The sequence below is a fragment of the Herbaspirillum sp. meg3 genome (assembly GCF_002257565.1).
Taxonomy (GTDB): domain Bacteria; phylum Pseudomonadota; class Gammaproteobacteria; order Burkholderiales; family Burkholderiaceae_D; genus Herbaspirillum.
In genome coordinates this window covers 143,470-168,594 of the sequence record NZ_CP022736.1, presented here as the reverse complement: position 1 = coordinate 168,594, position 25,125 = coordinate 143,470, and the positions used below count along the sequence as shown (strand labels likewise).

At 57.7% G+C, this 25,125-nt stretch carries 21 protein-coding genes; 6 read left to right on the top strand and 15 right to left on the bottom strand.

Annotated elements, in window-relative coordinates:
• Positions 1 to 359 precede the first annotated feature (359 nt).
• A complete protein-coding gene (locus hmeg3_RS00780) occupies positions 360 to 2,045 on the top strand; it encodes a methyl-accepting chemotaxis protein (RefSeq protein ID WP_094562032.1) in 1,686 nt (561 codons plus the stop codon).
• Between the two features lie 86 nt (positions 2,046 to 2,131).
• Here hmeg3_RS00780 and hmeg3_RS00775 read toward each other — a convergent pair whose 3' ends face one another.
• The 5 genes from hmeg3_RS00775 to hmeg3_RS00755 all read right to left on the bottom strand — a co-directional run bounded on the left by hmeg3_RS00775 (position 2,132) and on the right by hmeg3_RS00755 (position 6,051).
• The gene (locus tag hmeg3_RS00775; protein ID WP_094562031.1) at positions 2,132 to 2,677 is read right to left on the bottom strand and encodes a peroxiredoxin; all 546 of its coding nucleotides are present in this window, start codon (positions 2,675 to 2,677) and stop codon (positions 2,132 to 2,134) included.
• Positions 2,678 to 2,932: 255 nt separating this feature from the next.
• The gene (locus tag hmeg3_RS00770; protein WP_094562030.1) at positions 2,933 to 3,586 is read right to left on the bottom strand and encodes a BON domain-containing protein; all 654 of its coding nucleotides are present in this window, start codon (positions 3,584 to 3,586) and stop codon (positions 2,933 to 2,935) included.
• Positions 3,579 to 4,175 (bottom strand): phosphoheptose isomerase, encoded by a 597-nt coding sequence (locus hmeg3_RS00765; RefSeq protein ID WP_094562029.1) that lies wholly within the window; start codon positions 4,173 to 4,175, stop codon positions 3,579 to 3,581. Before hmeg3_RS00765 ends, hmeg3_RS00770 begins: the two co-directional genes overlap by 8 nt.
• Positions 4,176 to 4,349: 174 nt before the next feature.
• A complete protein-coding gene (locus hmeg3_RS00760; RefSeq protein ID WP_094562028.1) occupies positions 4,350 to 4,748 on the bottom strand; it encodes a YraN family protein in 399 nt (132 codons plus the stop codon).
• 10 nt (positions 4,749 to 4,758) lie between these two features.
• The gene (locus hmeg3_RS00755) at positions 4,759 to 6,051 is read right to left on the bottom strand and encodes a penicillin-binding protein activator (protein WP_094562027.1); all 1,293 of its coding nucleotides are present in this window, start codon (positions 6,049 to 6,051) and stop codon (positions 4,759 to 4,761) included.
• 11 nt (positions 6,052 to 6,062) lie between these two features.
• On the opposite strand from hmeg3_RS00755, the gene rsmI reads away from it, so the two are divergent.
• Positions 6,063 to 7,004, top strand: coding sequence for a 16S rRNA (cytidine(1402)-2'-O)-methyltransferase (gene rsmI / locus hmeg3_RS00750; RefSeq protein ID WP_094562026.1), 942 nt, complete (start codon positions 6,063 to 6,065; stop codon positions 7,002 to 7,004).
• A 27-nt stretch (positions 7,005 to 7,031) separates the two neighbouring features.
• Here rsmI and hmeg3_RS00745 read toward each other — a convergent pair whose 3' ends face one another.
• The 7 genes from hmeg3_RS00745 to hmeg3_RS00715 all read right to left on the bottom strand — a co-directional run bounded on the left by hmeg3_RS00745 (position 7,032) and on the right by hmeg3_RS00715 (position 14,776).
• A complete protein-coding gene (locus hmeg3_RS00745) occupies positions 7,032 to 7,364 on the bottom strand; it encodes an SMR family transporter (RefSeq protein WP_094562025.1) in 333 nt (110 codons plus the stop codon).
• Between the two features lie 44 nt (positions 7,365 to 7,408).
• Positions 7,409 to 8,596 (bottom strand): septal ring lytic transglycosylase RlpA family protein, encoded by a 1,188-nt coding sequence (locus tag hmeg3_RS00740; RefSeq protein WP_094562024.1) that lies wholly within the window; start codon positions 8,594 to 8,596, stop codon positions 7,409 to 7,411.
• A gap of 174 nt (positions 8,597 to 8,770) precedes the next feature.
• Positions 8,771 to 9,880, bottom strand: coding sequence for a rod shape-determining protein RodA (gene rodA, locus hmeg3_RS00735; RefSeq protein WP_094562023.1), 1,110 nt, complete (start codon positions 9,878 to 9,880; stop codon positions 8,771 to 8,773).
• An 11-nt stretch (positions 9,881 to 9,891) separates the two neighbouring features.
• Positions 9,892 to 11,829, bottom strand: a complete 1,938-nt coding sequence (gene mrdA, locus hmeg3_RS00730; protein ID WP_094562022.1) for a penicillin-binding protein 2 — start codon at positions 11,827 to 11,829, stop codon at positions 9,892 to 9,894.
• Positions 11,830 to 11,845: 16 nt separating this feature from the next.
• Positions 11,846 to 12,358, bottom strand: a complete 513-nt coding sequence (mreD, locus tag hmeg3_RS00725) for a rod shape-determining protein MreD (protein WP_094562021.1) — start codon at positions 12,356 to 12,358, stop codon at positions 11,846 to 11,848.
• Positions 12,355 to 13,485, bottom strand: a complete 1,131-nt coding sequence (gene mreC, locus hmeg3_RS00720) for a rod shape-determining protein MreC (protein ID WP_094562020.1) — start codon at positions 13,483 to 13,485, stop codon at positions 12,355 to 12,357. The genes mreD and mreC overlap by 4 nt, the downstream gene beginning before the upstream one ends.
• A 247-nt stretch (positions 13,486 to 13,732) precedes the next feature.
• Positions 13,733 to 14,776 (bottom strand): rod shape-determining protein, encoded by a 1,044-nt coding sequence (locus hmeg3_RS00715; RefSeq protein WP_007881173.1) that lies wholly within the window; start codon positions 14,774 to 14,776, stop codon positions 13,733 to 13,735.
• Between the two features lie 400 nt (positions 14,777 to 15,176).
• On the opposite strand from hmeg3_RS00715, the gene gatC reads away from it, so the two are divergent.
• The 4 genes from gatC (at position 15,177) to hmeg3_RS00695 (ending at position 19,694) form a co-directional block, all read left to right on the top strand.
• Entirely contained in the window at positions 15,177 to 15,479 is a 303-nt protein-coding gene (gene gatC / locus hmeg3_RS00710; protein ID WP_094562019.1) for an Asp-tRNA(Asn)/Glu-tRNA(Gln) amidotransferase subunit GatC, read from the top strand.
• 85 nt (positions 15,480 to 15,564) lie between these two features.
• Entirely contained in the window at positions 15,565 to 17,031 is a 1,467-nt protein-coding gene (gene gatA / locus hmeg3_RS00705; protein ID WP_094562018.1) for an Asp-tRNA(Asn)/Glu-tRNA(Gln) amidotransferase subunit GatA, read from the top strand.
• A 49-nt stretch (positions 17,032 to 17,080) separates the two neighbouring features.
• A complete protein-coding gene (gatB, locus tag hmeg3_RS00700) occupies positions 17,081 to 18,541 on the top strand; it encodes an Asp-tRNA(Asn)/Glu-tRNA(Gln) amidotransferase subunit GatB (protein ID WP_094562017.1) in 1,461 nt (486 codons plus the stop codon).
• 283 nt (positions 18,542 to 18,824) lie between these two features.
• Positions 18,825 to 19,694, top strand: coding sequence for a helix-turn-helix domain-containing protein (locus hmeg3_RS00695; RefSeq protein ID WP_094562016.1), 870 nt, complete (start codon positions 18,825 to 18,827; stop codon positions 19,692 to 19,694).
• A gap of 120 nt (positions 19,695 to 19,814) precedes the next feature.
• Here the strand turns inward: hmeg3_RS00695 and hmeg3_RS00690 are convergent, their stop codons facing one another.
• Genes hmeg3_RS00690 through hmeg3_RS00680 form a run of 3 tightly spaced genes read right to left on the bottom strand, consistent with a single transcriptional unit; the run spans position 19,815 to position 25,112 of the window.
• A complete protein-coding gene (locus hmeg3_RS00690) occupies positions 19,815 to 20,453 on the bottom strand; it encodes a TetR family transcriptional regulator (RefSeq protein ID WP_094562015.1) in 639 nt (212 codons plus the stop codon).
• On the bottom strand, positions 20,453 to 21,952 hold the full coding sequence (gene adeC, locus hmeg3_RS00685; RefSeq protein ID WP_094562014.1) for an AdeC/AdeK/OprM family multidrug efflux complex outer membrane factor: 1,500 nt from the start codon (positions 21,950 to 21,952) through the stop codon (positions 20,453 to 20,455). Before adeC ends, hmeg3_RS00690 begins: the two co-directional genes overlap by 1 nt.
• 1 nt (position 21,953) lies before the next feature.
• Positions 21,954 to 25,112: an efflux RND transporter permease subunit gene (locus hmeg3_RS00680; protein ID WP_094562013.1), complete on the bottom strand. Its 3,159-nt coding sequence runs from the start codon at positions 25,110 to 25,112 to the stop codon at positions 21,954 to 21,956.
• Positions 25,113 to 25,125 lie beyond the last annotated feature (13 nt).

The following is a 25,125-nucleotide window of genomic DNA, read 5'->3' as shown; positions in this document are numbered from 1 at the left end:
TTATTGTCATTTGGGTGAAAGGTATGGCGATGTTGATCTGCGCATTGCCGTGTTGCACTTTCCAAGCGTTCGATTATAACGGGCCGTTGTCACTGTTGCATTAAATCATCGTCAACGGCGGTGTAAAGTTATCGGCCCATGCTGCCGATGATCTTGATAAAGCATTAACAGGCACGGCAAAGGGCGACTATCTTGCGATTTGGCCTTGCCTCCGTGTGATACGCTGAATCGTCCAATAAGAAAAAATACGAATGCCTGCGCCGCCAAAGCGCAGAATATAAACGGCGACCGGGCGTCATCTGCAGCGACAGCATCTGCAGCGATAGCGACGGAGCCGGAAACACGGATAGGAGACCGGCATGAAAAACTTCAGAATTGGCGTACGTCTCGGTATCGGCTTCGTTGCCATGCTGATGCTGATGGCGGTGATGGTCGGCATCGGCGTCTGGCGGCTGCAGGGCATTGGCGACGCCACCGACGACATGGTCAAAAATGCTTTGCAGAAAGAACGCGATGCCTCGAAATGGCATGCCGCGATCAAAGAAAACGGTGTACGTACCTTCGCCGTGATGCGCAGCGATGATGTCGAATTTCAGAAGTTCTTCCAAACCCAGATTGATGCCGAATCGAAGAAGGTCAGCGATATCCAGAAACGGGTAGAGACCGCGATTTCCTCACCGGAAGAAAAACAGCTGTTCGACGAAGTGGGCAAGCTGCGTGCTGCATACCGTACCGCGCGCGAGGATATTTTCAAGATGAAGGCGGCGGGTAATGCTGAGGAAGCCAAGCAACTGACCAACACCAAGCTGGTCAAGATGATGGACGACTATTCCGGCAGCGTGCTGAAGTATGCCGACTACCAAACTCAGGTAATCGATCAGTCTGCGCAGCACATCAACGACAGTTATCGATCCGGACGCACGCTGTTGCTGAGCCTTGGGATGATAGAGCTGGTGCTGGGCGGCATTCTCGGCTGGCTGCTGACGCTGAGCATCACGCGCCCGCTCAACGAGGCAGTCAGCATCGCCGAGACGGTGGCATCGGGTGACCTTACCTCGCATATCGACGGCAGCGGCAAGGATGAAACCAGCAAGTTGCTGCAGGCTCTGAAGACCATGAACGACAACCTGCTCAATATCGTCGGGAAGGTACGCAGCGGTACCGACACGATCGCTACGGCTTCCAGTGAAATCGCCAGCGGCAATCTTGATCTGTCCGCACGCACAGAGAGCCAGGCCGGATCACTGGAAGAAACCGCGTCCGCGATGGAGCAACTGACCTCCACCGTCAGACAGAATGCCGACAATGCGCGCCAGGCCAATCAACTGGCCGTGTCGGCATCAGAGGTCGCCGTGCAAGGCGGCAGCGTGGTCGGCCAGGTGGTCGATACGATGGGTGCGATCAACGCTTCGTCGAGAAAGATCGTCGACATCATCAGCGTGATTGACGGCATCGCTTTCCAAACCAATATTCTGGCGCTCAATGCGGCAGTGGAAGCCGCCCGCGCCGGAGAACAGGGGCGCGGATTTGCGGTGGTGGCATCCGAAGTACGCAGCCTGGCGCAACGCTCGGCTGCCGCTGCCAAGGAAATCAAAACCCTGATCGATGACTCGGTGGAAAAGGTCGACTCCGGCAGCAAGCTGGTGGAACAAGCCGGCGCCACCATGACGGAAGTCGTCGCCAGCGTGCGGCGCGTGACCGACATCGTGGCGGAAATCAGTTCTGCCAGTCAGGAGCAAAGCGACGGCATCGAGCAAGTCAATCAAGCCATCACACAGATGGACGAGACCACGCAGCAAAACGCGGCACTGGTCGAACAAGCCGCCGCCGCTGCGCAGTCACTGCAGGATCAGGCGACAACGCTCACGCAGGTGGTCAGCGTCTTCAAGCTGGACAATACCCGCCTGGCGCCGCAGCCGACGCTGCGTACAGTCGACATCACCCCTGCACGCAAGCCGGCCAAGGTTGCGGCTGCAACGCCACCGAAACTGAAACAAACGACTTCTTCAAAATCATCTGCGGAAGCGGATTGGGAACAGTTCTGACGGCAGCATCGATAAAACTGCAGGTATAAAAAAAGCGCCGGTATCGAACCGGCGCTTTTTTATTTGATGCAGGCGCATACCAATGATCAGGCGGCCAGCGCCTTTTCCAGCAACTGATGCAATTCAGAAAATTGCGGCTCGCCGACATAGCGTTTCAGGATGCTGCCATCCTTGCCGATGACGAAGGTCGTCGGCGTCAGCTTGACGTCGCCGAAAGCCTTGGCCAGCGTATCTTGCGGATCGAGCGCAACCTTGAACGGCAACTTGCGCGTCTCGGTGTAGTTAAGCACATAGTTCGGCGGATCGTAGCTCATCGCGACGGCAACGAAGTCCAGACCCTGATCCTTGTACTTGTTGTAGGTCGAAATCATCTGCGGCATTTCACCCACGCAGGTAGTGCAGCTGGTCGCCCAGAAATTGACCATGACAACCTTGCCGCGCAACTCCTTGAGAGCGACCTTTTGACCGTCGAGCTTGATGAAGGTCACGTCGGGCGCGGTGTTCTTCGCCGACAGCGAGGTGTAGCCGAACAATGCGATGACGGCAGCGACGGCGACACCGCCAAGCTTGAGCGCGAGGCGGCTGCGCGGAGCAGCGGGAGTAACTGAACTGGTGGCGTGTTGAGCTTCCATGTCTTTTCCGTTGTGATTGCTGCGGAGTACTGCTTGCCTGTCAGAGTTGCAATTTTTACAATATTGCGGACATGACTATCGGGCCATTATAGACGTGCTTTCCTCTTCGTGCCGGAGCCGGCTTCCCGGATAACAACGCCATGAAAAAACCGCCGGTGTCGGTGACATCGGCGGTTCTTAACTTGCTTCGGTGATGCCTGAGTACCTGACCCGCGTCAGACAGGCCGGCGTCAGAGCAGTTCCTGCCGGCCCTGATTACTTGGCTTGGTCCGGAGGAGGTTGTTTGATGTATTGCTTCAGCTCTTCTTCCGAAATGTATTCGTACAGGGTCACAACCTTTTGCACGCCGCTGACACCGGCGGCGATATCGGCGCCGCGTTTGCCTTCGCGTTCGGTCACGCGTCCCATCATGTAGACGATGCCGCGTTCGGTGGTGATCTTGAAGGCGCTGGCGTACAGATCCTTGGCATCCACGAGGCTGGCCAGCACTTTGCTGGTGATCAGCGCATCGCCGGAACGGGCGGAGAAGCCGGACGAGCCGGAAACCACCAGTTCATTGAACACGCCGTTGACGTTAGGCAGGCTCTTGATCTCGCGCTCGGCAGCTGCCTTCGACGCTTCGTCAGGCACTTCACCGGAGAGCAACACCTTGCGGTTGAAACTGGTCACGTTGACGTGCGAACCGGCAGCGACCACGTCAGGGATATTGGCTTCACCCTTGACGACAATCGACTTGTCTTCGGTCTGCGCACCCAGCGTGCGGCGATCCGTTGCGGCGAACGTACCTGCCAGCATGCCACCGGCGAGCACGCCGAAGCAGCCTTGCAGCCCGATCGCGAGCATGCCGCCAACGGCAACTGCCGCCAGCGGACGACGCCATTTCAACCAACCTGCCTTGACATCATTCATTCACATCACCTCCAAATAGCGCGACATCGATACCGTCGCAAATACAATGCAGAGTCACCAGATGCACTTCCTGAATGCGCGCGGTACGGTCATGCGGCACGCAGATATGCACATCGGCATCGGTAAGTTTCTTGCCGATGGCGCCCCCGCCTTTACCGGTCAACGCCACCACGCGCATGTCGCGTTCCTGGGCAATCTCGATTGCCGCCAGCACGTTGCCGGAGTTACCCGACGTCGAGAAAGCCAGCAGCACGTCGCCGGCCTGGCCAAAGGCCTGCACCTGCTTCGAGAAAATTTCCAGATAGCTGTAATCGTTGCCGACTGCAGTCAGGATCGACGTATCGGTGGTCAATGCCAGCGCAGGCAGCGGCAGACGTTCACGTTCAAAACGTCCCACCAGTTCAGCCGCAAAATGCTGGCAGTCTGCAGCCGAACCGCCATTGCCGCAGGCAAGAATCTTGTTGCCATTCGACAGCGCCGTGAACATAAGTTCAATCGCTTGCTCAATCGGCTGTGCCAGCACGGAACCGGCGTGGAGCTTGAGTTCGGCACTTTCCTGAAAGTGCGAGAGGATACGTTGATTAGTCATGGTACGAGAGTATTTAACAGTGCATGAAGAACGACAGTCCCTGGTTCGTCCCGGTCAGGTCGTCCGCATGGGAGAGGAGAAGATGCGCCTCAACCCTGTATGCAACGGCGACAGGCTCGCCAATTATAGTGTAGTTGGCCTGCTCCACCCCGGTGAGAGGAGTAAAGAAGCGTATCAAAATGCTTCAGATATTGCTTCTACGGCATTTTTCAGCCAGGTCATCTGCTCGCCGTCATAGCCGATGACGTCAAAACGGCAGTCCGGTGGCATGCGATAGCGCTGCAGATAGACTTGTGCGGCGATGATCAGGCGTCTTTGCTTTGTACGGGTGACGCTGGCAAGCGCACCGCCAAAGTTGCTTTTGCTGCGTTTGCGCACTTCGACGAAGACGATGGTGTCCCGTTCGCGCATGATCAGGTCAATTTCGCCTCCTTTGCAGCGAAAATTGCGCTCCACCTCGATCAAACCCTGTTTTAACAAGAATGCCAGTGCGTCGTCCTCAGCCGCATCGCCGCTGACTTGCTTGCTGGTGCGCTTGGTACTGTCGGTGCGGAAGCGGTCAAACAACGCCATGCCCGTCCGATCAACGCTGATTGGCGACCGGCACCGCGACACCGTCCTGATACACGGCCTGGGTTTCCTTGCGCTGGAAATACGTGGCGCCGGCCGCCATGTTGACGGTGATCTGGCCGGTCACGCCATCGATGTCGAAGCCTGAGCGCTGTTGAGCGATTTCATTGGCGACGCGAAAGGCGTCAATACCGAGTGCATAAAGGCGTTCCAGATCTGCGTTCTGCTTGACATCGTTATTGGTGACGGAACGTGGATAAGCCATGACGGCGGCGTTATCCGCCTGCAATTGCCATGGCATGTCGACCAGATGCACTCCGTCGAGCTCCGGTAAGCGATTGTCGGGAGCGGGCGGGGTGCCGGTGGCGGCATTGGCGGCGGCATTGTTTGCTGCTGCGTTGATGGCGGCGGTCGCGGTGGCCAGCGTCAGCGGATTGAGTTGTGAGGTGCCGTACAGGGCAATGTCGTTGCCGATGGCGCTGCGCAGCTGGATAGTCTGCGCTGCATCCAGGGCAACAAACAGCAAGGCCGGTTTTTCCGCCTGGATGCGTTGGCCAAGTTGTGCCAGACCGGTCGCGCTCAATGCATTGTTGGGCACGCTCAGTTCCAGGTTTTCCACGGTCATTCCTTGCTGGCGCGCCTGTTGAGTAAATGCTTTCACTGCCCGGCGCTGCCAGGCGATGTTGGTCGACACGGCAAAGATCTTGCCGGGCGTCTTCTCATGCTCGACCCAGGCGGCAACCTGGCGTGCTTCTTCTTCAATCGACAATCCCATCATGATCATCTGGCGCGGCAGTCGTTGATCGGCCGTGTCGGGGAGATCAGGTTGGCCCAGCGCAATGGTCGGCTTGCGCACGGCGGCCGACTGTACCAGGGCCGTCACTGCGCTGCGCGACAGAGGGCCAACGATGATGTCGTATTTTCCGGAGGCGTCGTTATAAGCGTTGAGGACTTCCTGAGCGGCATCGCCGGTTTCGATGATGGTGATGACAATGTTGTCTTTTTTGCGCTCGGATGCAGTCAGGAAACCGGTACGCACCGCATCGGCGGCCGCGCCGAACACGCTGGAGCGTAACGGCAGCAACAACGCTACGCGTACCGGCGGCTGGTTATTGACAGGCAGTACGCTGAAGTCTGTGGTGGCTGTCGGTGTTGTTGCTGAGGCAGATGCAGGCGCAGCAGGTGGAGCTACAGGTGAGGTAGCAACCGCAGCACTATCAGTAACGGTTGTAAATGCCTGCACGGAAGCGCACAATCCGCTCAGCAGCGCGGTCAGCAAGATGACTTTCGCCCATTTTCCCAACATGATCTTCTCCAATGAGTCACCCCAACTCGAACGCACACGCGGCATCCGTCGCATCCGTCACTTCTCTTGCATCGTCCGTTCTGGCGGAAGCCGCGCAACAGACCTATCCTGAGTCGGCATTATATGTGCTGGCTACGCCCATCGGAAATGTTTGCGACATGACGTTGCGTGCTTTGCACGTCTTGTCGATTGCGAATGCCGTGGCCTGCGAAGACACCCGCAACACCAGTCACCTGCTGACACGCTACGGCATCAGCCAGACACTCATTGCGGCACACGAGCATAACGAACGCGAAGCCGCCGACAAAATCATTGCGCGCTTGCAGCAAGGCGAGCGTATTGCCCTGGTATCTGATGCCGGTACGCCGGCGGTATCCGATCCTGGTGCGCGCATCGTGGAAGCGGTACGCGCCGCCGGCCTGACCGTCGTGCCCTTGCCGGGCGCATCGGCTGCGGTGACGGCCTTATCGGCCAGCGGCCTGGTCAATGACCAATTCCATTTTGTCGGCTTCTTGCCGAACAAGAGCAAACAGCGCGAGACCGCCTTGTTGAAATTGGCACAGGATCCGTCCACGCTGGTGTTTTACGAAGCGCCGCATCGGATCGTGGAAACCGTCGATGCGCTGTTGCTGGCCTTCGGTCCGCAACGCCAGATCGTGCTGGCGCGCGAGCTGACCAAGCTGTTCGAAAGCATCCATCGCTGTGCGCTGGCCGATGCGCCGGCCTGGCTGGCTGCGGATGCCAATCGTCAACGCGGCGAGTTTGTCATTCTGGTGGAAGGTGCGACCGCCGGTGAGGATGCGGTCGCGGATGCCGATGCCGAACGCATCCTGCAAATTCTGCTGGCGGAATTGCCGGTCAAACAAGCCGCTGCCTTGACGGCGCAGATCACCGGCCAAAAGAAAAACGCGCTCTATGAGCGCGCTTTGCAGTTGCGGGATGCCGCCGAATAAGTTTGATGCGCCTGAACCCCTGAGGGTTCAGTGCGCCGTCGACTTGGAGAACAGGTTCAGCACCAGCACACCCGCCAGAATCAGCGCCATGCCGATGATGGCCGGGGTATCCAGCGTCTGTCCGTAGACGAAATACGCCACGATCGAGATCAGGACAATACCCAGGCCGGACCAGATGGCGTAAGCGATACCGACCGGGATGGTCTTGAGCGTCATCGACAAGAACAAAAACGCCAGCGCATAGCCGACCACGACCGCTATCGAGGGAATCAGCTTGGTAAAGCCGTCGGAGGCGCGCAAGGCGGAGGTAGCGATGACTTCCGAAACAATGGCGATACCCAGCAACAAATAGGGATGCATCCGTCCTCCTTCAAATAATCAATGCGAATATGCCGGCGCGGACATCAGCGCTCGACGACAAAGCCAGTGACGTTAGCACGCTGACGAATCAACTGTGCGGCATCCATGGCGGCGGGGCGGCTGGTGTAAGGACCTGCGTAGAGACGATAGAGGCCGTTGACGACAACGGTTTCCAGCTTGTCGACCGCACCGCTCAGATTCTGCATCAGCTTGTCGCGTGCACTGCGGGCGTTGGCTTCCTGAGCATAAGCACCAAATTGCAGGTAAAAGCCGCTGGACAGCGGCGCGCTGGTGGCACTGGAATCACTTGCTGCTCCCGACTCGCCATTTGAACCACTGCCATTTGCCTGTGCCGCGGCAGGCAATGTCGTCATCGAAATCGGCATGATCTGTCCTTGCGGCGCGACGCTGCCTACCGTCACTCCCGATGTCGCAGGAGCAGCATTGACAACGTTCGCAGTGTTGGCAGCATTCACCGGTACCGGCGTCGTCGTGACGCCATTGCGCTTGTTCTCCGCGATGCGGTTGATTTCATCCGGCAGCAGGCGCTCTACTTCCAGCTCGCTGCTACCCGACGACAGATAGCCCAGCTTCAGCGCTGCGGTGTATGACAGATCAATGATCCGGGTCGAATGGAAAGGACCGCGGTCGTTGATGCGCACAATGACTTGCGCCCCCGTCTTCAGATTGGTGACGCGCGCATAGGACGGGATCGGCAAGGTCGGATGCGCGGCCGTCATCTTGTACATGTCGTAGAGTTCGCCCGACGACGTTTTCTGACCGTGGAACTTCTTGCCGTACCAGCTGCCGATACCACGCTGCTTGAACGGGCGGTCATCGGTAATCGGCGTGTAGGTTTTGCCGAATACGGCGTAAGGACGGCTACCCGCCTTGGAAAAAGGCTCAATCTTGGGATCGGCGTCCGGCGTATCGAGCAGGCCGTCTGGCGGCCGGTCGCCCGGGCCGTCATCCTTGTAATAACCGCCACGGCCCGAGCCGGCCGCCGGCAATGCTGGCAGCGGCTTACCGTTGGCGGCACGCGCCGCCGGAGTGGAGGCGGTCGGAGACGACGAAGCCGTGTTCAGCGGTGGTGCACTGCTGCAGGCGGCCAGCGCCAGTGGCGTCAGAATGGCAACATAACGCAGCAGACGCGATGGGCGTACCCAGCGTATCAGGTGCGCCAGGCGTGCGGAGTGCGCGGTATGTGCCGCAGGGGCAAAGAAAACTCGCATTGCAATCTTCCCAGACTTGTTAGTTTTATCAGGCTTGCAAACATAGGCAAGCGCAACGATACCAGAGTATCGGAAGCATCCCTGAAATGTCTGTCAGGAGAAACTGACGTTACAGAGAGAAACGTAAGAGAAACCAAAGCGCAGCGAAATAGCACCCACCCGGATGGGTGGCCCCTAAGTCTGCACCAGCTTGCGATGCCGCTGAATACTCATCAGAATCCCCGCACCCAGGCCCAGCGTCACCAGTGCGGTGCCGCCGTAACTCATGAACGGCAACGGCACGCCAACCACCGGCAAAATGCCGCTGACCATGCCCATGTTCACGAAGGCGTAGGTAAAGAAGATCATCGTAATCGCACCGCCCAGCAATCGCGTGAACAGCGTCGGCGCGTTGGCGGTAATCATCAAGCCACGGCCGATCAGCAACAGGTACAGAACCAGCAAAATCAGGTTGCCGATCAGGCCGAACTCTTCCGAATACACCGAAAAAATGAAGTCGGTAGTGCGTTCCGGAATGAATTCCAAGTGCGTCTGCGTACCCATCAGCCAACCTTTGCCGGTAATGCCGCCGGAACCGATCGCGATGGTCGATTGAATAATGTGAAAGCCTTTGCCAAGCGGATCGGAAGTCGGATCAATCAGCATCATCACGCGCTGTCGCTGGTAGTCATGCAGCACCGACCAGATCACCGGCAGGCTGGCTGCGCCGGCGATGACCAATCCGGTCAGCACCTTCCACGACAAACCCGCAAAGAAGATCACATAGAAACCCGCCGCCAACACCAGCACGCCGGTGCCGAGATCCGGCTGACGGATGATCAGGCCGACCGGCACTGCCAGCAGTAAGCCCGCGATCAGAAACACCGGCCAGCGGATCATGCCTTCGCGTTTTTGGAAGTACCAGGCCAGCATCAGCGGCATGGCAATTTTCATGATTTCAGATGGCTGTACGACCATACCGATATTGAGCCAGCGCCGCGACCCTTTCTTGACGATGCCGAACACCGCCACGGCAATCAGCAGCGCCACACCGATGGTGTAGATCGGCACTGCAAACCGCAGCAGTGTTTGTGGCGAGACATTGGCTGCAATCCACATGACGATGAAAGCCACCAGGATATTGCGCAGCTGATCCTCGACGCGGCCGGGGAAGTTCATGCCCGCGGAATACAGCGTGACGATGCCGACCGACATGATCAGGAAAATGATCAGCGACAATGCGCCGTCAAACACCGCCAGATGCGGTTTGATGATTTGCCAGAGAGGCGGTCGGTGCAAACTCATAACAGGCTTTCCTAGTCCCTGAGATCGTTGCCGACCGCGTCTGTTGCAGGTGGGGTGGCGACTTCGCTATCCTTGGCGGCGGCCTTGGCCTTGTCGCCGGGACGCTTGCCGAGCAGATAGAAGTCAATCGCCTTGCGTGCCAGCGGCGCCGCGGCTTCCGCACCCCAGCCGCCGTTTTCGACGATGACCGACAAGGCGATACGCGGCTTGTCGGCCGGTGCAAACGCCGTGAACAACGCATTATCCAACAGATGCGTTGCCAGGCGCTTGGCGTCGTACTTCTCGTTCTTCTTGATCGACACCACCTGTGCGGTGCCGCTCTTGCCGGCCGACGTGTATTCCGCGCCGGCAAATACGCGCGCACCGGTACCTTCTTTATTCACGCCGACCATGGCTTGTTTGATGACATCGATGTTTTCCTGCTTGAGCGGAATGCGATAGCTTTCCTTCGGTACGGTCACAGTGCGCTCATGCGTGACGCCATCTTCGATCATTTTGACCAGATGCGGCTTCATGACAATACCGTTATTGGCCAGCGTCGCCGTGGCGTGGGCCATCTGAATCGGTGTGAACGCGTTGTAACCCTGGCCGATGCCCAGCGAAATGGTTTCACCGGCATACCACTTGCGCTGCTCCGGCTTGCGATAAGCATTGCTCTTCCATGTGGTCGACGGCAGCAGGCCCTTGCGCTCGTGCTCCAGATCGATACCGGTGATCTGGCCGAAACCGAACGGCTTCATGAAATCATGAATGGCGTCGACGCCGAGATCGTTGGCCAGCATGTAGTAGTAGGTATCGCAAGACACGACGATCGAGCGGTACATGTCGACCACGCCGTGACCACCTTCCTTATCGTCGCGGAACTTGTGGTTGCCGAGCCAGAAGAAGCCGGGATCGCGGATGGAGTCGGTCGGCTTGCGCTTGCCCAGCTCCAGCGCGGCCAGCGCCATGAAAGGCTTATAGGTCGAACCTGGCGGATAGGTACCGGACAAAGGACGGTTGATCAGGGGGCGATCGGGTGAGTTGTTCAACTCATCCCAGGTTTGCTGATCGATGCCTTCAACAAAGACATTGGGGTCGAAGGATGGTTGCGAGACATAGGCCAGAATGTCGCCGGTAGCGGGATCGATTGCCACCAGAGCGCCCTTGCGATCACCGAAAGCTTCTTCGATGACTTTTTGCAGCTCGATATCGATTGACAGAATCAGGTTCTGACCCGGGCTGGCAGGCGTGCGCGACAGCGTACGCACGGCGCGGCCACCGGCGGAAATTTCCACTTCTTCGTAACCGGTGGTGCCGTGAAGCTGAGTCTCATAGCTCTTTTCCAGACCTTCCTTGCCGATGTAGTCGGTGCCGTTGTAATTGGCTTCGTCGTCGGAATCCGCAATGCGGTCGGCATCGCGCTGGCTGATGCGGCCGATGTAGCCGATCACGTGCGCCGCCGTCTTCCCGTAGGGATATTGGCGGAACAGACGCGCCTGAATATCAACGCCGGGGAAACGATAGCGCTGCGCGGTAAATTTGGCGACTTCTTCATCGGTCAGGCGCGTGCGGATCGGCAGGCTTTCAAAGTTCTTGGATTCTTCCTGCAGCTTGCGGAAGCGGCGCCTATCCTTCGGCTGGATATCGACCAGCGTACTGAGTTCGTCGACCAGTTCATCAAGGCCCATGGTGATCTTGGACGGCGTGATTTCCAGGGTATAGGCAGAATAGTTGCGCGCCAGCACGACGCCATTGCGGTCCAGAATCAGGCCCCGGTTTGGCACGATAGGCACCACCGAGATACGATTTTCTTCCGCCTGCGCTGCATAAGCATCGTGACGAACGATCTGGAGCCAGATGAAGCGCGCGGTCAGCAGACCAAAACACACGAGCACGAGCACCGCCACGGCGAATAGCCGCAGCCGGAAGAGCTTGAGTTCATGCTCGGTGTTTTTGAATTCAGTCATGCCGCTTCTTCGCCGGTCAAATCGGACGGTTATCGTCGCGATTGATCGCGCGTCGTTGCGGCGCGAGCAGCAGCCATGTCACCAGCGGCCACAACAGCGCGCAGACAAAGCTCTCACTGAAGTAATACCAATGCGGGAATTTTCCGCTGACCATCAAGCGTACGAGTAATTGCACGGCTTGCGTCAGCAACATCAGCGGCAGGATATGCAGCGCCTGGGTACCGACCGGGAACCACAGCACGCGGCGGTGAATCATGATCGAAAAATACGACAGCAGCGTATAGGCCAGCGCGTTCTCGCCGAGCAATGTGGCTTCGTTGACGTCCATCAACAGGCCCATCATGAAGGCGATGCTGATACCGATCTTGCGCGGCTCATGGATGGCCCAGAACACCAGTACCAGCGCGACGAAATCAGGAACCCCGACCCATTGGCCCCAAGGCAGCAGATTCAACAGAAAAGCCGCGATCAGACTGAGCGCGATGAAAAGCGGATTCGCCGGCAGCAGGATGTAATGTGGATCGTTCATCGGGTGCTCTTGGCTGGTTGTGTGGCGGCTGGGGCAGCAGATGTCGCAGCGGCGGCAGCCGGCTTGGCTGTTGCCGGAGCAGCTGGCGTTGCAGCAGCGGGTTTCGCGGCTGGTGCAGTCGCGGTAGCTGCAGGTGCGGCTGCAGCAGCCGGAGCAGCGGTTGGTGCTTGTCCCTTACGCTCTTCGCTCGGCGCATCCTTGGCAGGCACGGCTTCACCGTCTTTTGCACTATCGCGGAAACGCCGCTTGAGCAGCTTGTCGGCCTTGTCAGCACCTTCCGGATCCGGACGCGGCGCCACGGTCTGCTCGACCAGCAAGATCAGCAACTGCTTGTGGCGATCAACGCCTGCAGCCGGCAGACAGACGATGTGAGCGAAGGCATCCGTCGACTTGGTTTCAACCTGCAGCACGCTGGCCACAGCCAAACCCGGCGGATACACACCGTCGATACCGGATGTCACCAGCGCATCGCCCTTCTGGATGTCCGCGTTGGCAGCCATAAAACGCAGGTCAAGCACGCCGGACTGGCCGCGACCGTAGGCGACACTGCGCAAACCGTTGCGCAAGACCTGAACCGGAATGGCCTGATCCTTGTCGGTCAGCAAGGTGACTTCAGACGTAAACGGAAACACACGCGTCACCTGGCCGACAATGCCGACGTCGTCGATCACCGGCTGGCCGGGTGCTACGCCCTGCTGCGAGCCGCGATTGAGGATGATTTTGCGCGTAAAGGGATCGCGCGCGTCGTACAGGATTTCGCCGACGATGGATTTGCTGTGAATACGCTGCTGCATGTTCAGCAAATTGCGCAGTTGCGTGTTCTCGGCCGCCATCTGACGCTCTTGCTGCAGCAACTGCGCGTTCATCGCCTGTTGGCGGCGCAGGGTGTCGTTTTCCTTCTGCAAGGCGTTGAGCGAATTAAAATAATCGCCCACTTTGTAGGCGGCATCACGCGGGATCAGCGCCACGACCTGAAACGGATACAAACCGGTGCCGACGGCCTGCCGCACCATAGTCAGGGCATGCATGCGCGAATCGACCACCAGCATGATGATCGAGATCAGGGCGAAAAAGCCTGCGCGGGCGCGGGCCGAAGCGCCTTGTTTGAAGAGTGGTGGGATATCCATTTATGGTCAGGCCGAGACCGATGCCGGGGAAGCTGAAAACCGCAACAGCCCGCGCAGGGCGGGCTGGAGGAGAGACAGCAGACGGATACCGGGAAGGTTGCAGTCAATATCAGGAAGACAACGCCTCATCGCAGCCGAGATTTTGCCGCTGTGCGAACTGTTGGTTCGCAGCACCGACCCAATCTGCTTGTGCTCTGTCATAGGCGCGTTTCAGTTCCTCGAGGTTGACCAGGCTCCTGTAACGGAATTATTCGTTGGAGAAGATCGAACCCAGTTTGTCCATGCGGTCGAGCGCCATGCCGGAACCGCGCACAACGCAAGTCAGCGGGTCTTCGGCGACGATCACCGGCAGACCGGTTTCTTCCATCAGCAAACGGTCCAGATCGCGCAGCAGCGCGCCGCCACCGGTCAGCATCATGCCCTTTTCGGCAATGTCGGCGCCTAACTCCGGAGGAGTTTGCTCCAGAGCATTCTTTACTGCGGAAACGATGTTGTTCAGCGGATCGGTCAGCGCCTCCAGAATTTCATTGCTGGAGATGGTGAACGAGCGTGGAATGCCTTCGGACAGGTTACGGCCCTTGACTTCCATTTCCTTGACTTCGGAACCCGGGAAGGCGGAACCGATTTCCTTCTTGATCGCTTCGGCGGTTTGTTCACCGATCAGCATGCCGTAATTGCGGCGGATGTAGTTGACGATCGCTTCGTCGAACTTGTCGCCGCCGACGCGGACCGAACCCTTGTACACCATGCCGCCCAGGGAGATGATGCCGACTTCAGTCGTGCCGCCGCCAATGTCGACGACCATCGAGCCGGTGGCGTCCGAGACCGGTAGGCCGGAGCCGATTGCCGCTGCCATTGGCTCTTCGATCAGGTAAACCTGCGAAGCGCCCGCACCCAGCGCCGATTCGCGGATCGCGCGGCGTTCCACCTGGGTCGAACCGCAAGGGACGCAGATGATGATGCGCGGGGATGGGCGGAACAGCTTGGAGTCGTGCACCATGCGGATGAATTGCTTCAACATCTGCTCGGTGACGGTAAAGTCAGCAATCACGCCGTCTTTCATCGGGCGGATGGCTTCGATATTGCCAGGAACCTTGCCCAGCATCTGTTTTGCTTCTTTGCCGACTGCCTGAATGGTCTTTTTGCCGTTCGGGCCTCCTTGCTGGCGAATCGCCACGACCGACGGCTCGTCAAGCACAATACCTTGACCACGTACATAAATCAGAGTGTTTGCCGTTCCAAGGTCAATAGCGAGGTCGTTAGAGAAGTAACTACGTAAAAATCCAAACATGAATTGTCCTGATGCGCCAGAGTCGCGCGCTTTGCATTTTGTAAGTGGGATGTCTTTTTCAGAAGCTGTTGCAAAATGAAGCTGCCCGGAGGCACCGCCATGACCGGTACAGGATGCATACAAGAGGTCAACAGGGGCGACGCAGCAACGTCAGCTTCATTTTGCAACAGCTTCTTTTATGACTGCGGCGACACAAATCGGCGCCAGCAAGGCATTAGTCCTACATTCTACCTTATAATTTGAGAGAAACCAGCAGGCAAAACTGTCAATAATCCTTGCCTGATGCCCGATACTTCTGCGTTTTTACCGGCATTTACCTGCGTAATTGCAAGCCCGTGCACGGCTGATGACGCGATTTTTCAACACACTAGCTCTTGCGCCCTGCGCGCACCTTCCTATCATGACTCTAGCCCTTTCCGATGTTAAACGCATTGCCAATCTGTCCCGTCTGGAATTGACAGATGAACAAGCAAGTCAAACCCTGGACAAACTGAACGGCATTTTTTCCCTGGTCGAACAGATGAAAGCGGTCGACACCACCGGTATTGAGCCTCTGAGCCACCCGATTGCGGCGTTGACCACCGATTTGTCGCTGCGCCTGCGCGAAGATGCCGTGACCGAAACCAATCACCGCGACGACTATCAGAGACCCGCCCCGGCGACGCAGGACGGCCTGTATCTCGTCCCCAAGGTCATCGAATAATCTTCGCCCCAGTCAGCGCGCCGACACCTCAGTTGCGCCGCGCGTCCGCAGCCTCACAGAACCTGAAAAAACGAAACCCTTTTCCATGCACACCAAGACCATTAAAGAGCTTTCGACGCTACTGCAGACCAAGAAAATCTCAGCGACCGAACTGGCCACTTTATTTCTCGACCGCATCGACGGCAGCGACCTCAATGCCTTCCTGCACGTCGACCGCGAACTGACACTCAAGCAAGCCGTGCAAGCCGATCAACGCATCGCCGCCAACAACGTCACGCCGCTGACCGGCATTCCGATCGCGCACAAAGACATCTTCGTCACCCGCGACTGGCGCACGACGGCCGGCTCGAAGATGCTGGAAAATTATGTAAGCCCGTTTGACGCAACCGTGGTGGAACAGTTCAACGCTGCCGGCACTGTTACATTGGGCAAGCTCAACTGCGACGAATTCGCCATGGGCTCGGGTAACGAAAACTCTTACTTCGGCGCCGTCAAAAATCCGTGGGACAGGACCGCAGTGCCAGGCGGTTCGTCCGGCGGTTCGGCCGCCGCAATCGCCGCGCGCCTGGCGCCGGCCGCCACCGCCACCGACACCGGCGGCTCGATCCGCCAGCCTGCTTCGCTGTGCGGCGTCACCGGCATCAAGCCAACCTACGGCAGCGTCTCGCGCTACGGCATGATCGCGTTTGCATCCTCGCTCGACCAGGGCGGCCCGATTGCAAAAACCGCCGAAGACTGCGGCCTGCTGCTCAACGCCATGACCGGTTTCGATCAACGCGATTCGACCAGCCTGGAACGTCCGAAGGAAGATTTCAACCGCTCGCTCAACGACAGTTTGAAGGGCCTCCGCATCGGCGTACCGAAAGAATTTTTCGGCGCCGGTCTGACCGCTGATGTCGAGCAAGCAGTGCGTGCCGCACTCAGCGAATACGAAAAACTCGGCGCCAAGCTGGTCGATATTTCGCTGCCAAAAACCGAGCTGTCGATCCCTGTCTATTACGTGATTGCACCGGCCGAAGCATCGTCCAATCTGTCGCGCTTTGACGGCGTGCGCTACGGCCATCGCGCCGCCGATTACAAAGACCTAGCCGACATGTACAAGAAGTCGCGCGCGGAAGGTTTCGGCGACGAAGTGAAGCGCCGCATTCTGGTCGGCGCCTACGTGTTGTCGCACGGTTATTACGACGCCTACTACCTGCAAGCGCAAAAGATCCGTCGCCTGATCGCGCAGGAATTCCAGAACGCGCTGCTCGGCCCGAACCGTCAGTGCGACGTCATCATGGGCCCCGTATCGCCAACTGTGGCTTGGGATCTGGGCGACAAAACCGACGACCCGATCGCCAACTACCTTGCTGACATCTTCACGCTGTCGACCAGCCTGGCGGGCTTGCCGGGCATGTCGATCCCATGCGGTTTCGGTCAAGGCGAAAAGAACGGCAAGCGTCCGGTCGGCCTGCAAATCATCGGCAGCTACTACGATGAAGCGCGCCTGCTGAACGTCGCGCATCAGTATCAGCAAGTCACCGACTGGCATCTGCGCGCACCGGCTTGATCGCCCCTCAGAGACGCCACGAAACAACAAAGAATTAGCGAGGAATACTATGCAGTGGGAAGTCGTCATCGGTCTGGAAACGCACACACAGCTTTCGACCGAATCCAAAATTTTCAGCGGCTCGTCGACACAGTTCGGCGCCACCCCCAACACACAAGCCAGCCCGGTCGATCTGGCATTGCCAGGCGTCTTGCCGGTGCTGAACAAAGGCGCCGTCGAACGCGCCATCCAGTTCGGCCTGGCCATCGGCGCAACGATCGCGCCGCGCTCCGTCTTTGCGCGTAAAAACTACTTCTACCCTGACCTGCCGAAGGGCTATCAGATCAGCCAGTTTGAAATCCCGGTCGTCCAGGGCGGCAAGATTTCCTTCGTGATGGAAAAAGACGGCAAGGCAGAAATCAAGACCCTGCAACTGACCCGCGCCCACCTCGAAGAAGACGCCGGCAAATCGCTGCACGAAGACTACCAGGGCATGAGCGGCATCGACCTCAACCGCGCGGGTACACCGCTGCTGGAAATCGTTACCGAACCCGACATGCGCAGCGCCGCCGAAGCCGTCGCCTACGCCAAGGCCCTGCACTCGCTGGTCATGTGGCTCGGCATCTGCGACGGCAACATGCAGGAAGGCTCGTTCCGCTGCGACGCCAACGTCTCCGTGCGTCCGGTCGGTCAAAAGGAATTCGGCACACGCTGCGAGATCAAGAACCTCAACTCCTTCCGCTTCATGGAAGACGCGATCAACTACGAAGTCCGTCGCCAGGTCGAACTCATCGAAGACGGCGGTACCGTCGTGCAAGAAACGCGCCTCTATGATCCGGACAAAAAGGAAACACGCTCCATGCGCAGCAAGGAAGACGCGCAAGACTACCGCTACTTCCCCGATCCCGATCTGCCGCCGCTGGTCATCGCGCAAGAGTGGATAGATCGCGTCAAAGCCACCATGCCGGAACTGCCGGGCGCGATGCGCGACCGCTTCGTCAACGACTACGGTCTGCCCGAATACGACGCCGCCGTGCTCACGCAATCGAAGTCAATGGCATCCTACTTTGAAGCCGTCGTCACCGCCGCCGGCAAAGAGCAAGCCAAACCCGCCGCCAACTGGCTCATGGGCGACGTGGCCTCCACTCTCAACCGCGAAGACACCGACATCGCCGACGCCCCCGTCAGCGCCGTGCAACTGTCGCTGCTGTTGAAGCGCATCACCGACGGCACGATCTCCAACAAGATCGCCAAAGAAGTCTTCGCCGGCATGTGGGAAGCCAAGTCCGACAAAGACACGCTCGCCGACGACATCATCGAAGCCAAGGGCCTGAAGCAAATCTCCGACAGCGGCGCACTCGAAGCCATCGTTGATCAGGTACTGGCAGCGAATGAAAAATCGGTGGCCGAATTCCGCTCGGGTAAGGAACAAGCCATCAACGCACTGATCGGTCAGGCCATGAAGGCGACCAAGGGCAAGGCCAATCCGGCGCAGTTGACAGAGCTGTTGCGCAAGAAATTGACGGCGTAATCGCGCTGCTGTTTTAATTAGCAAATGGTCGGGGACATCAGCGGCATTCGCTCGTTGCGGTTCCCGATTTTCATTCAGGTACGCAACGCAGTTGTCGTCACCGTCGCACATTTCTATTCAAAAACCAAGCATGCCGTTCACGTCATGCTGCAGTTGTGGATCAATTCAACATTGAATAAATTCTAAGTTTTCAGATTGTTTGCGACTTAGACGTTCGGCCAGTGAATTGATTGTAGTGCGCTCTGTCATTTGAATACGTTTTCAATCGCCAGAGCAGATCTACATGACCTCGAAAAAGCAACCCCCCGTCGTACACGACCCTTACACCGCCTATGTTCGACAAACTCTGTCGGATCAAGGAATACCTCGCCACAAACAAGCCAGAATCGTCGCGCGTGTCGTCGAATTGGAATTGGTCTCAGTCCAGCAAAAATTCGCAGGCATCCGGGGATGGACACGTAGCCAGCTCATTTTGCTGGAGCAGCATTTTGGCAAACCAGGCTCACCTGCATCCAAATCATTCGCGCTCGAGAAGAGCGAACATCAACGCAACGCTTCGCAATGGAATGCCATTCTTAAACTCAGCGACGCTCCGCAACGATGCATCTTTCAAAGAGGGCATGCTCTGGCAGTACCGGAGGATGCCGCATTAGCAGCCATTGATGAATCCGGAGCTTGGGTTGTCATCTCCGGCGCAAAGGTCCCCAAAGGAAAAGTCTCCTTTCAAGTCACCCATATGACGCCATTGCCCGCACCACGTGTAGCAGTGCTGGACGATGAAAGCCGCATTGCCGACAAGATCGCCGCGCTGTTCTCGCGACAAGGGATTCAGGCATCGATTTTCAGCGATGTTGATTCTTTGCTGGAAGTGATTCGGGTACAGCCATTTGAAGCTTATATTCTGAGCTGGGACAACGCTGCTGAAGCGACTCCAGAGTCCGTTATCCAGCATATCCGTGAAACGCAAAAATCAACTACGCACATCACTGTCCTGAGTGGCGAGTTACATAAACAACCAACGATTGTTCAGGATATCTCTCTTATGGTGGAGTGCTATCGCGTATCGGTTATGGAAAAACCTCTCGTACTCGAAATTCTCGGCAAGACTTTCCACAACATACTATTCAGAAGTTTAGATTCTCATCCATGTTAATTTGCGCCTGAATTTGACTCGGCTTCGCAATGAGTGATGACCTCACCTGATCATTCAAGATCTCTATCAGATTTGGTGCTTCAAGCGAAATGACGGGGCAACGGATAATGTAAGACGAGGTCAATCTGAGCTGCAAATCAACAGGGAGTGGTTCCCTCGCGATTGCGTGCTGGCACCGATAAGCACCAGTTCCAGCGCAAGAAAAAACGGACGGTAGAGCAAGTGAGGGAGTTGATGCACATTTTCGACAAGAATGCCCAGGCCTGTCGCATGGATGCATCTTGCTACGTCGATTGGCGTCAATCCCCGGCGCAGAAGGCCTCTTTGATAGGGGATATTGAGTACGGCGGTGAGACTCTGTATGGAGAGCATCGCCATCCTTTCCAGCCTGCCCAGCAAGTCTTTCGGCAAATCAGAAGCGCCTCCGTGCCGGAGGATGAGTTCCATCATTCTTCGTTGTCCGATATCTTCGACACAGTTTCTCGTTTGCAGCCACAACACGTCCTGCAGTAGCTGTATCGGATTTTCCGACTGTCGATACACGTCAATATCAGTGCCAACATCGAAGGGCCAGACCAAGCCATTGAACACTTCCCGAACCAAGGCTGCCTTGTCGGGAAAGTGCCAATAGACGGCACCGCGCGTGACATTCGCGCACGCAGCGACATCCTCAAGTGTCGCCGCCCGTATCCCTCGTCGGGAGAACTCTGCAAGCGCCGCGTCCAGCAGTGCAGCGCGTGTTCGCTCGGCCCTCGACATCACTGCTCCCGAACAGGTACGTCTGTGACTATCGCCGCCACTGGAGCTCCTGTTGTTTCAACCCATCCGCCGCCCAGCGTCTTGTAAAACGTAACCAGGTTGGTGAAACGCGACAAGCGTGTTCCGATGAGGTTTTGCCGGGCAGTGTAGAGCGATCGCTGCGAATCAAGCACGCTCAGGTAGCTGTCGATGCCATACTTGAAGCGGGCCTCTGACAAACGAAACGCCTCTGAGCTCGCATCAACCAATGCCTCTTGAGCCGCCAACTGGCGTCCCAGCGTACTGCGTTGCGCCAGCGCGTCAGAGACTTCGCGGAAGGCTGTCTGAATCGCCTTTTCGTACTGAGCAACATAGATATCTCGATTGGTGGTGGCAATCGTCAGATTGGCCCGATTGGCACCGGCGTCGAAAATGGGTAAGGAGATGCCCGGCGAAAAACTCCATGCGCCCGAACCTCCCTTGAACAGCCCAGATAGACTTGCACTGGAACTTCCTGCAGACGCAGTCAGACTGATACGGGGATAGAATGCCGCACGTGCGGCACCAATGCTGGCATTGGCAGACCGCAAGTCATGCTCTGCTTGCAAAATATCGGGACGGCGTTGCAACAAGTCTGAGGGCAAGCCCGGGGGGATAGTTGCCAGCGGATTGGCGGCAGCCGCTGCGATATCGGGCAGGCTCGTCGGCAGCAGCGTGTCGGGTAGCTCGATGCCTGCCAAGAGCACCAGCGCATTGCGATCTTGCGCGACCTGAGCGGTGTAACTCTCGACGTCGACGCGTGCACTCTCAACGCTGGTTTGTGCTTGCCTTAGCGTCAGGGCTGATGCGTTCCCGAGATCAAAACTTCGCTGATTCAACTGATAAGTCCGGCTTTGGCTATCCAAGGTATTTTGCGCCAGCGTCAGTCGGTCTTGATCCGCAGCTAATGTGAGATACGCCGTCGCCACTTCGGCAACCAAACTAATTTGGGTACTGCGGCGCGTTTCGGCGGTTGAAAAGAACGACTCGAGTGCCTGCGCACTGAGGCTGCGTACGCGGCCAAAAAGATCGAGTTCATAAGAACTGAAACCGAGCGTTGCACTGTAACTGCGCCCCGTCGTAACACTGCCGCTGGCGGAAAGATCGGTGGGCGTGCGACTGGCGGTCTCGCTGGTGCTTGCGTTCACCGTCGGGAAGAGCGCAGCGCGCTGCACGCCATATTGGGCCCGGGCTTTTTCGATGTTGAGCACGGCTACCCGCAGGTCGCGATTGTTCGCCAAGGTTAGCTCGATGACGCGCTGTAAAGCAGGATCAGTAAAAACCTCGCGCCAGCCAATGTCCGCAACCGGCAAACTGCTGACCGAACTGGTGGCATCTCCAGAGAAGCGCGCGGCCACCGGTGCCAGGGGACGCTGATAGTCAGGCATCAGACTGCATCCGCCGAGCCACATGGCCAGCACCAGGGGCAGCAGCCGCGCGCACGAAGTACCCGGTAAATTAATAACGTTGAATTGGTGCATGTCATTCCTCCGATAAGGCGGGCGCGGAGGCAAGAGGCGCTGCGTGAGATGCTGCCGGCTTGCGTCCGAACATTTTCATAATCAGTACAAAGAATAGCGGTACAAAAAAGATAGCCAGAATGGTTCCTGAAAGCATCCCGCCAATCACGGCGGTACCCAGGGCATGCTGAGCGCCGGCACCGGCGCCGCTTCCCAGTACCATTGGCAGCACACCCAAAATGAACGCCAGCGAAGTCATCAGAATCGGACGCAAACGCATACGCACAGCTTCCATGGTGGCCTCCACCAGCCCCTTGCCCTGTGCGTAAAGGTCCTTCGCAAATTCGACGATCAAGATGGCGTTCTTGCACGCCAGCCCGATAGTAGTAAGCAGACCTACCTGGAAGTAGACGTCATTCATTTTCCACGTGAGGACGGCGCCGAGGAGTGCCCCGAAGACACCCAGAGGCACTACCAGGATCACCGAAAACGGCACTGCCCAGCTCTCGTATAACGCCGCCAACGCCAGGAATACGATCAGAATTGACACGGCATACAAAATACCGGTCTGTCCGCTCGATGCTTTTTCCTGTAGCGACAATCCAGTCCATTCATAGCCGACACCGGCGGGCAGCTTGGCCACGGCAGCCTCGACGATGGTCATCGCCTCGCCGCTGGAGGCCGCTCCCGGCATCGCCATGCCAAGAATTTCGATAGACGGTACGCCGTTGTATCGCTCCAGTCGTGGCGACCCGGACGTCCAACTGGCAGTGGCGAAGGAGGTGAACGGAACCATGGTTCCCGCACTGTTGCGCACGTACCAGCGGTCGATGTCGCCAGGCAGCATGCGATATTGCGCTTCACCCTGGAGCATCACCTTCTTGACCCGTCCCTTGTCGATGAAATCGTTGACATAGCTGCTACCCCACGCAGTGGCGATGGTGTCGTTGATATCGGACATGGTCACCCCCAGCGCGCCTGCTTTATGCGGATCAACCAACAGACGGAATTCCGGCGTGTCTTCCAGACCATTTGGCCGTACCGCCACAAGACGCTTGTCTTTGGCGAGTTCGCCGAGCAGTTGATTGCGGGCTTGCATCATGGCGGCGTGGCCGAGGTTCGCCTCATCCTTCAACATGAGATCGAAGCCGGTCGCATTTCCCAACTCGGATACTGCGGGCGGTGCGAAGGCGAAGACCTTGGCGTCACGGATAGTTGCGAAATAGGCGCCGGCCTTGGCCGCGACGTCCGTCACACTCAAACCTGGCCCCTTACGCTCGTCCCACGGTTTGAGCTTGATGAAGGCAAAACCCATGTTCTGCCCGCTGCCGGCAAAACTGAATCCAGAGACGGCGAACACGCCTGCCACCGCGTCCTTCTGATCGACCAGGAAGTGATGCTCGACCTGCTTGATCACCTCATCGGTACGCACTTTGGTCGCGCCTGAAGGCAATTGCATGATCGCAAAGAGCGTGCCCTGATCTTCGTCAGGCAAAAACCCGACGGGGAGCTTCATGAAACCGAACACGACCAGCGCCAGCACGGCGGCATAGGCGATCATGTAACGCCATCCCTTGCTCACCATGTGTCGTACTACACCCTGATACCTGCGGTTGCCGCGATCAAAATTGCGGTTGAACCATCCAAAGAAACCGGTAGTCGCCAGCGTGTGGTCCTTTTCCACTGGCTTGAGCATCGTGGCGCACAAGGCAGGGGTTAGCACCAGCGCCACGAGTACCGACAATGTCATGGCAGACACAATGGTGATGGAGAACTGGCGATAGATCACGCCGGTGGAGCCGCTGAAAAAAGCCATCGGTACAAATACCGCCGCCAGCACCAGGGCAACGCCAACCAGTGCTCCGGTGATCTGTCCCATTGATTTGCGGGTTGCCTCCTTGGGCGAGAGGCCTTCTTCTGTCATTACCCGCTCGACGTTTTCCACCACAACAATTGCATCGTCCACCAGCAGACCAATGGCGAGCACCATGGCAAACATGGTCAGCGTGTTGATAGTGAATCCAAAGGCCGCCAGGATGCCGAAGGTTCCCAATAACACCACCGGCACCGCGATCGTCGGGATAAGCGTAGCGCGGAGGTTTTGCATGAACAGGTACATCACCAGGAACACCAGCACAACAGCTTCGATCAGGGTACGCACTACCTCCTCAATGGAGATCCGCACGAAAGGTGTGGTGTCATACGGTTTCTGGACCTTCATGCCAGTGGGGAAGAACTTCTCCAATTGCGCCACGCGGGCGTCGATCGCCTTGACCGTGTTGAGCGCATTGGCGCCGGTCGCCAACTTGATCGCCAGACCGGCTGCCGGCTTGCCGTTATAACGGCCCACCGTGTTATATGCCTCGCTGCCCAACTCGATGCGAGCCACGTCGCGCAAGCGCACCTGGGAGCCATCAGTCAGGGTGCGCAGCACGATATCTTCGAACTCCTCTGCGGTGCGCATGCGTGTCTGCGCGGTGATCGTCGCATTGATCTGTTGGTTGCTGGCCGCGGGCAGACCGCCGAGCTGGCCGGCGGACACCTGGGCGTTTTGCGCCTGGATGGCATTCTTGACGTCGAGCGGCGTAAGGTTGTAGCTCGTCAGCTTGTCGGGATTAAGCCAGATGCGCATGGCGTACTGCGAGCCGAACAATGTGGTGTCGCCGACGCCTTCCACCCGACTGATCGCATCTTGTATGTTGGTAGCGACGTAATCAGAAAGATCCGAGCCGTTCATGCTCCCGTCTTCTGATGTGAACGCAAGCACATTGAGGAAGTTGCTTGCGGACTTCGTCACCGTCACCCCCTGTTGCTGCACCTCTTGGGGCAACAATGGCGTCGCCAGCGCCAACTTGTTCTGCACCTGCACCTGGGCGGTGTCAGGATTGGTGCCATTTTCGAATGTCAGCGTGATGGTGACCGCGCCGGATGACTCGCTGGTGGAGGCCATATAACTTAACCGGTCCAGTCCTTTCATCTTTTGTTCGATGATTTGGGTGACGGTGTCCTCGAGCGTCTTCGCAGACGCCCCCGGATAGTTGGCGGTAATGGCGACAGCCGGGGGCGCAATGGCGGGATACTGCGCAATCGGCAGCGTAAAAATGGAGATAGCTCCCGCCAGCATCACGATGATGGCCAGAACCCATGCAAAGATGGGGCGATCAATAAAAAAGCGTGCCATGGTGATCTTTCGC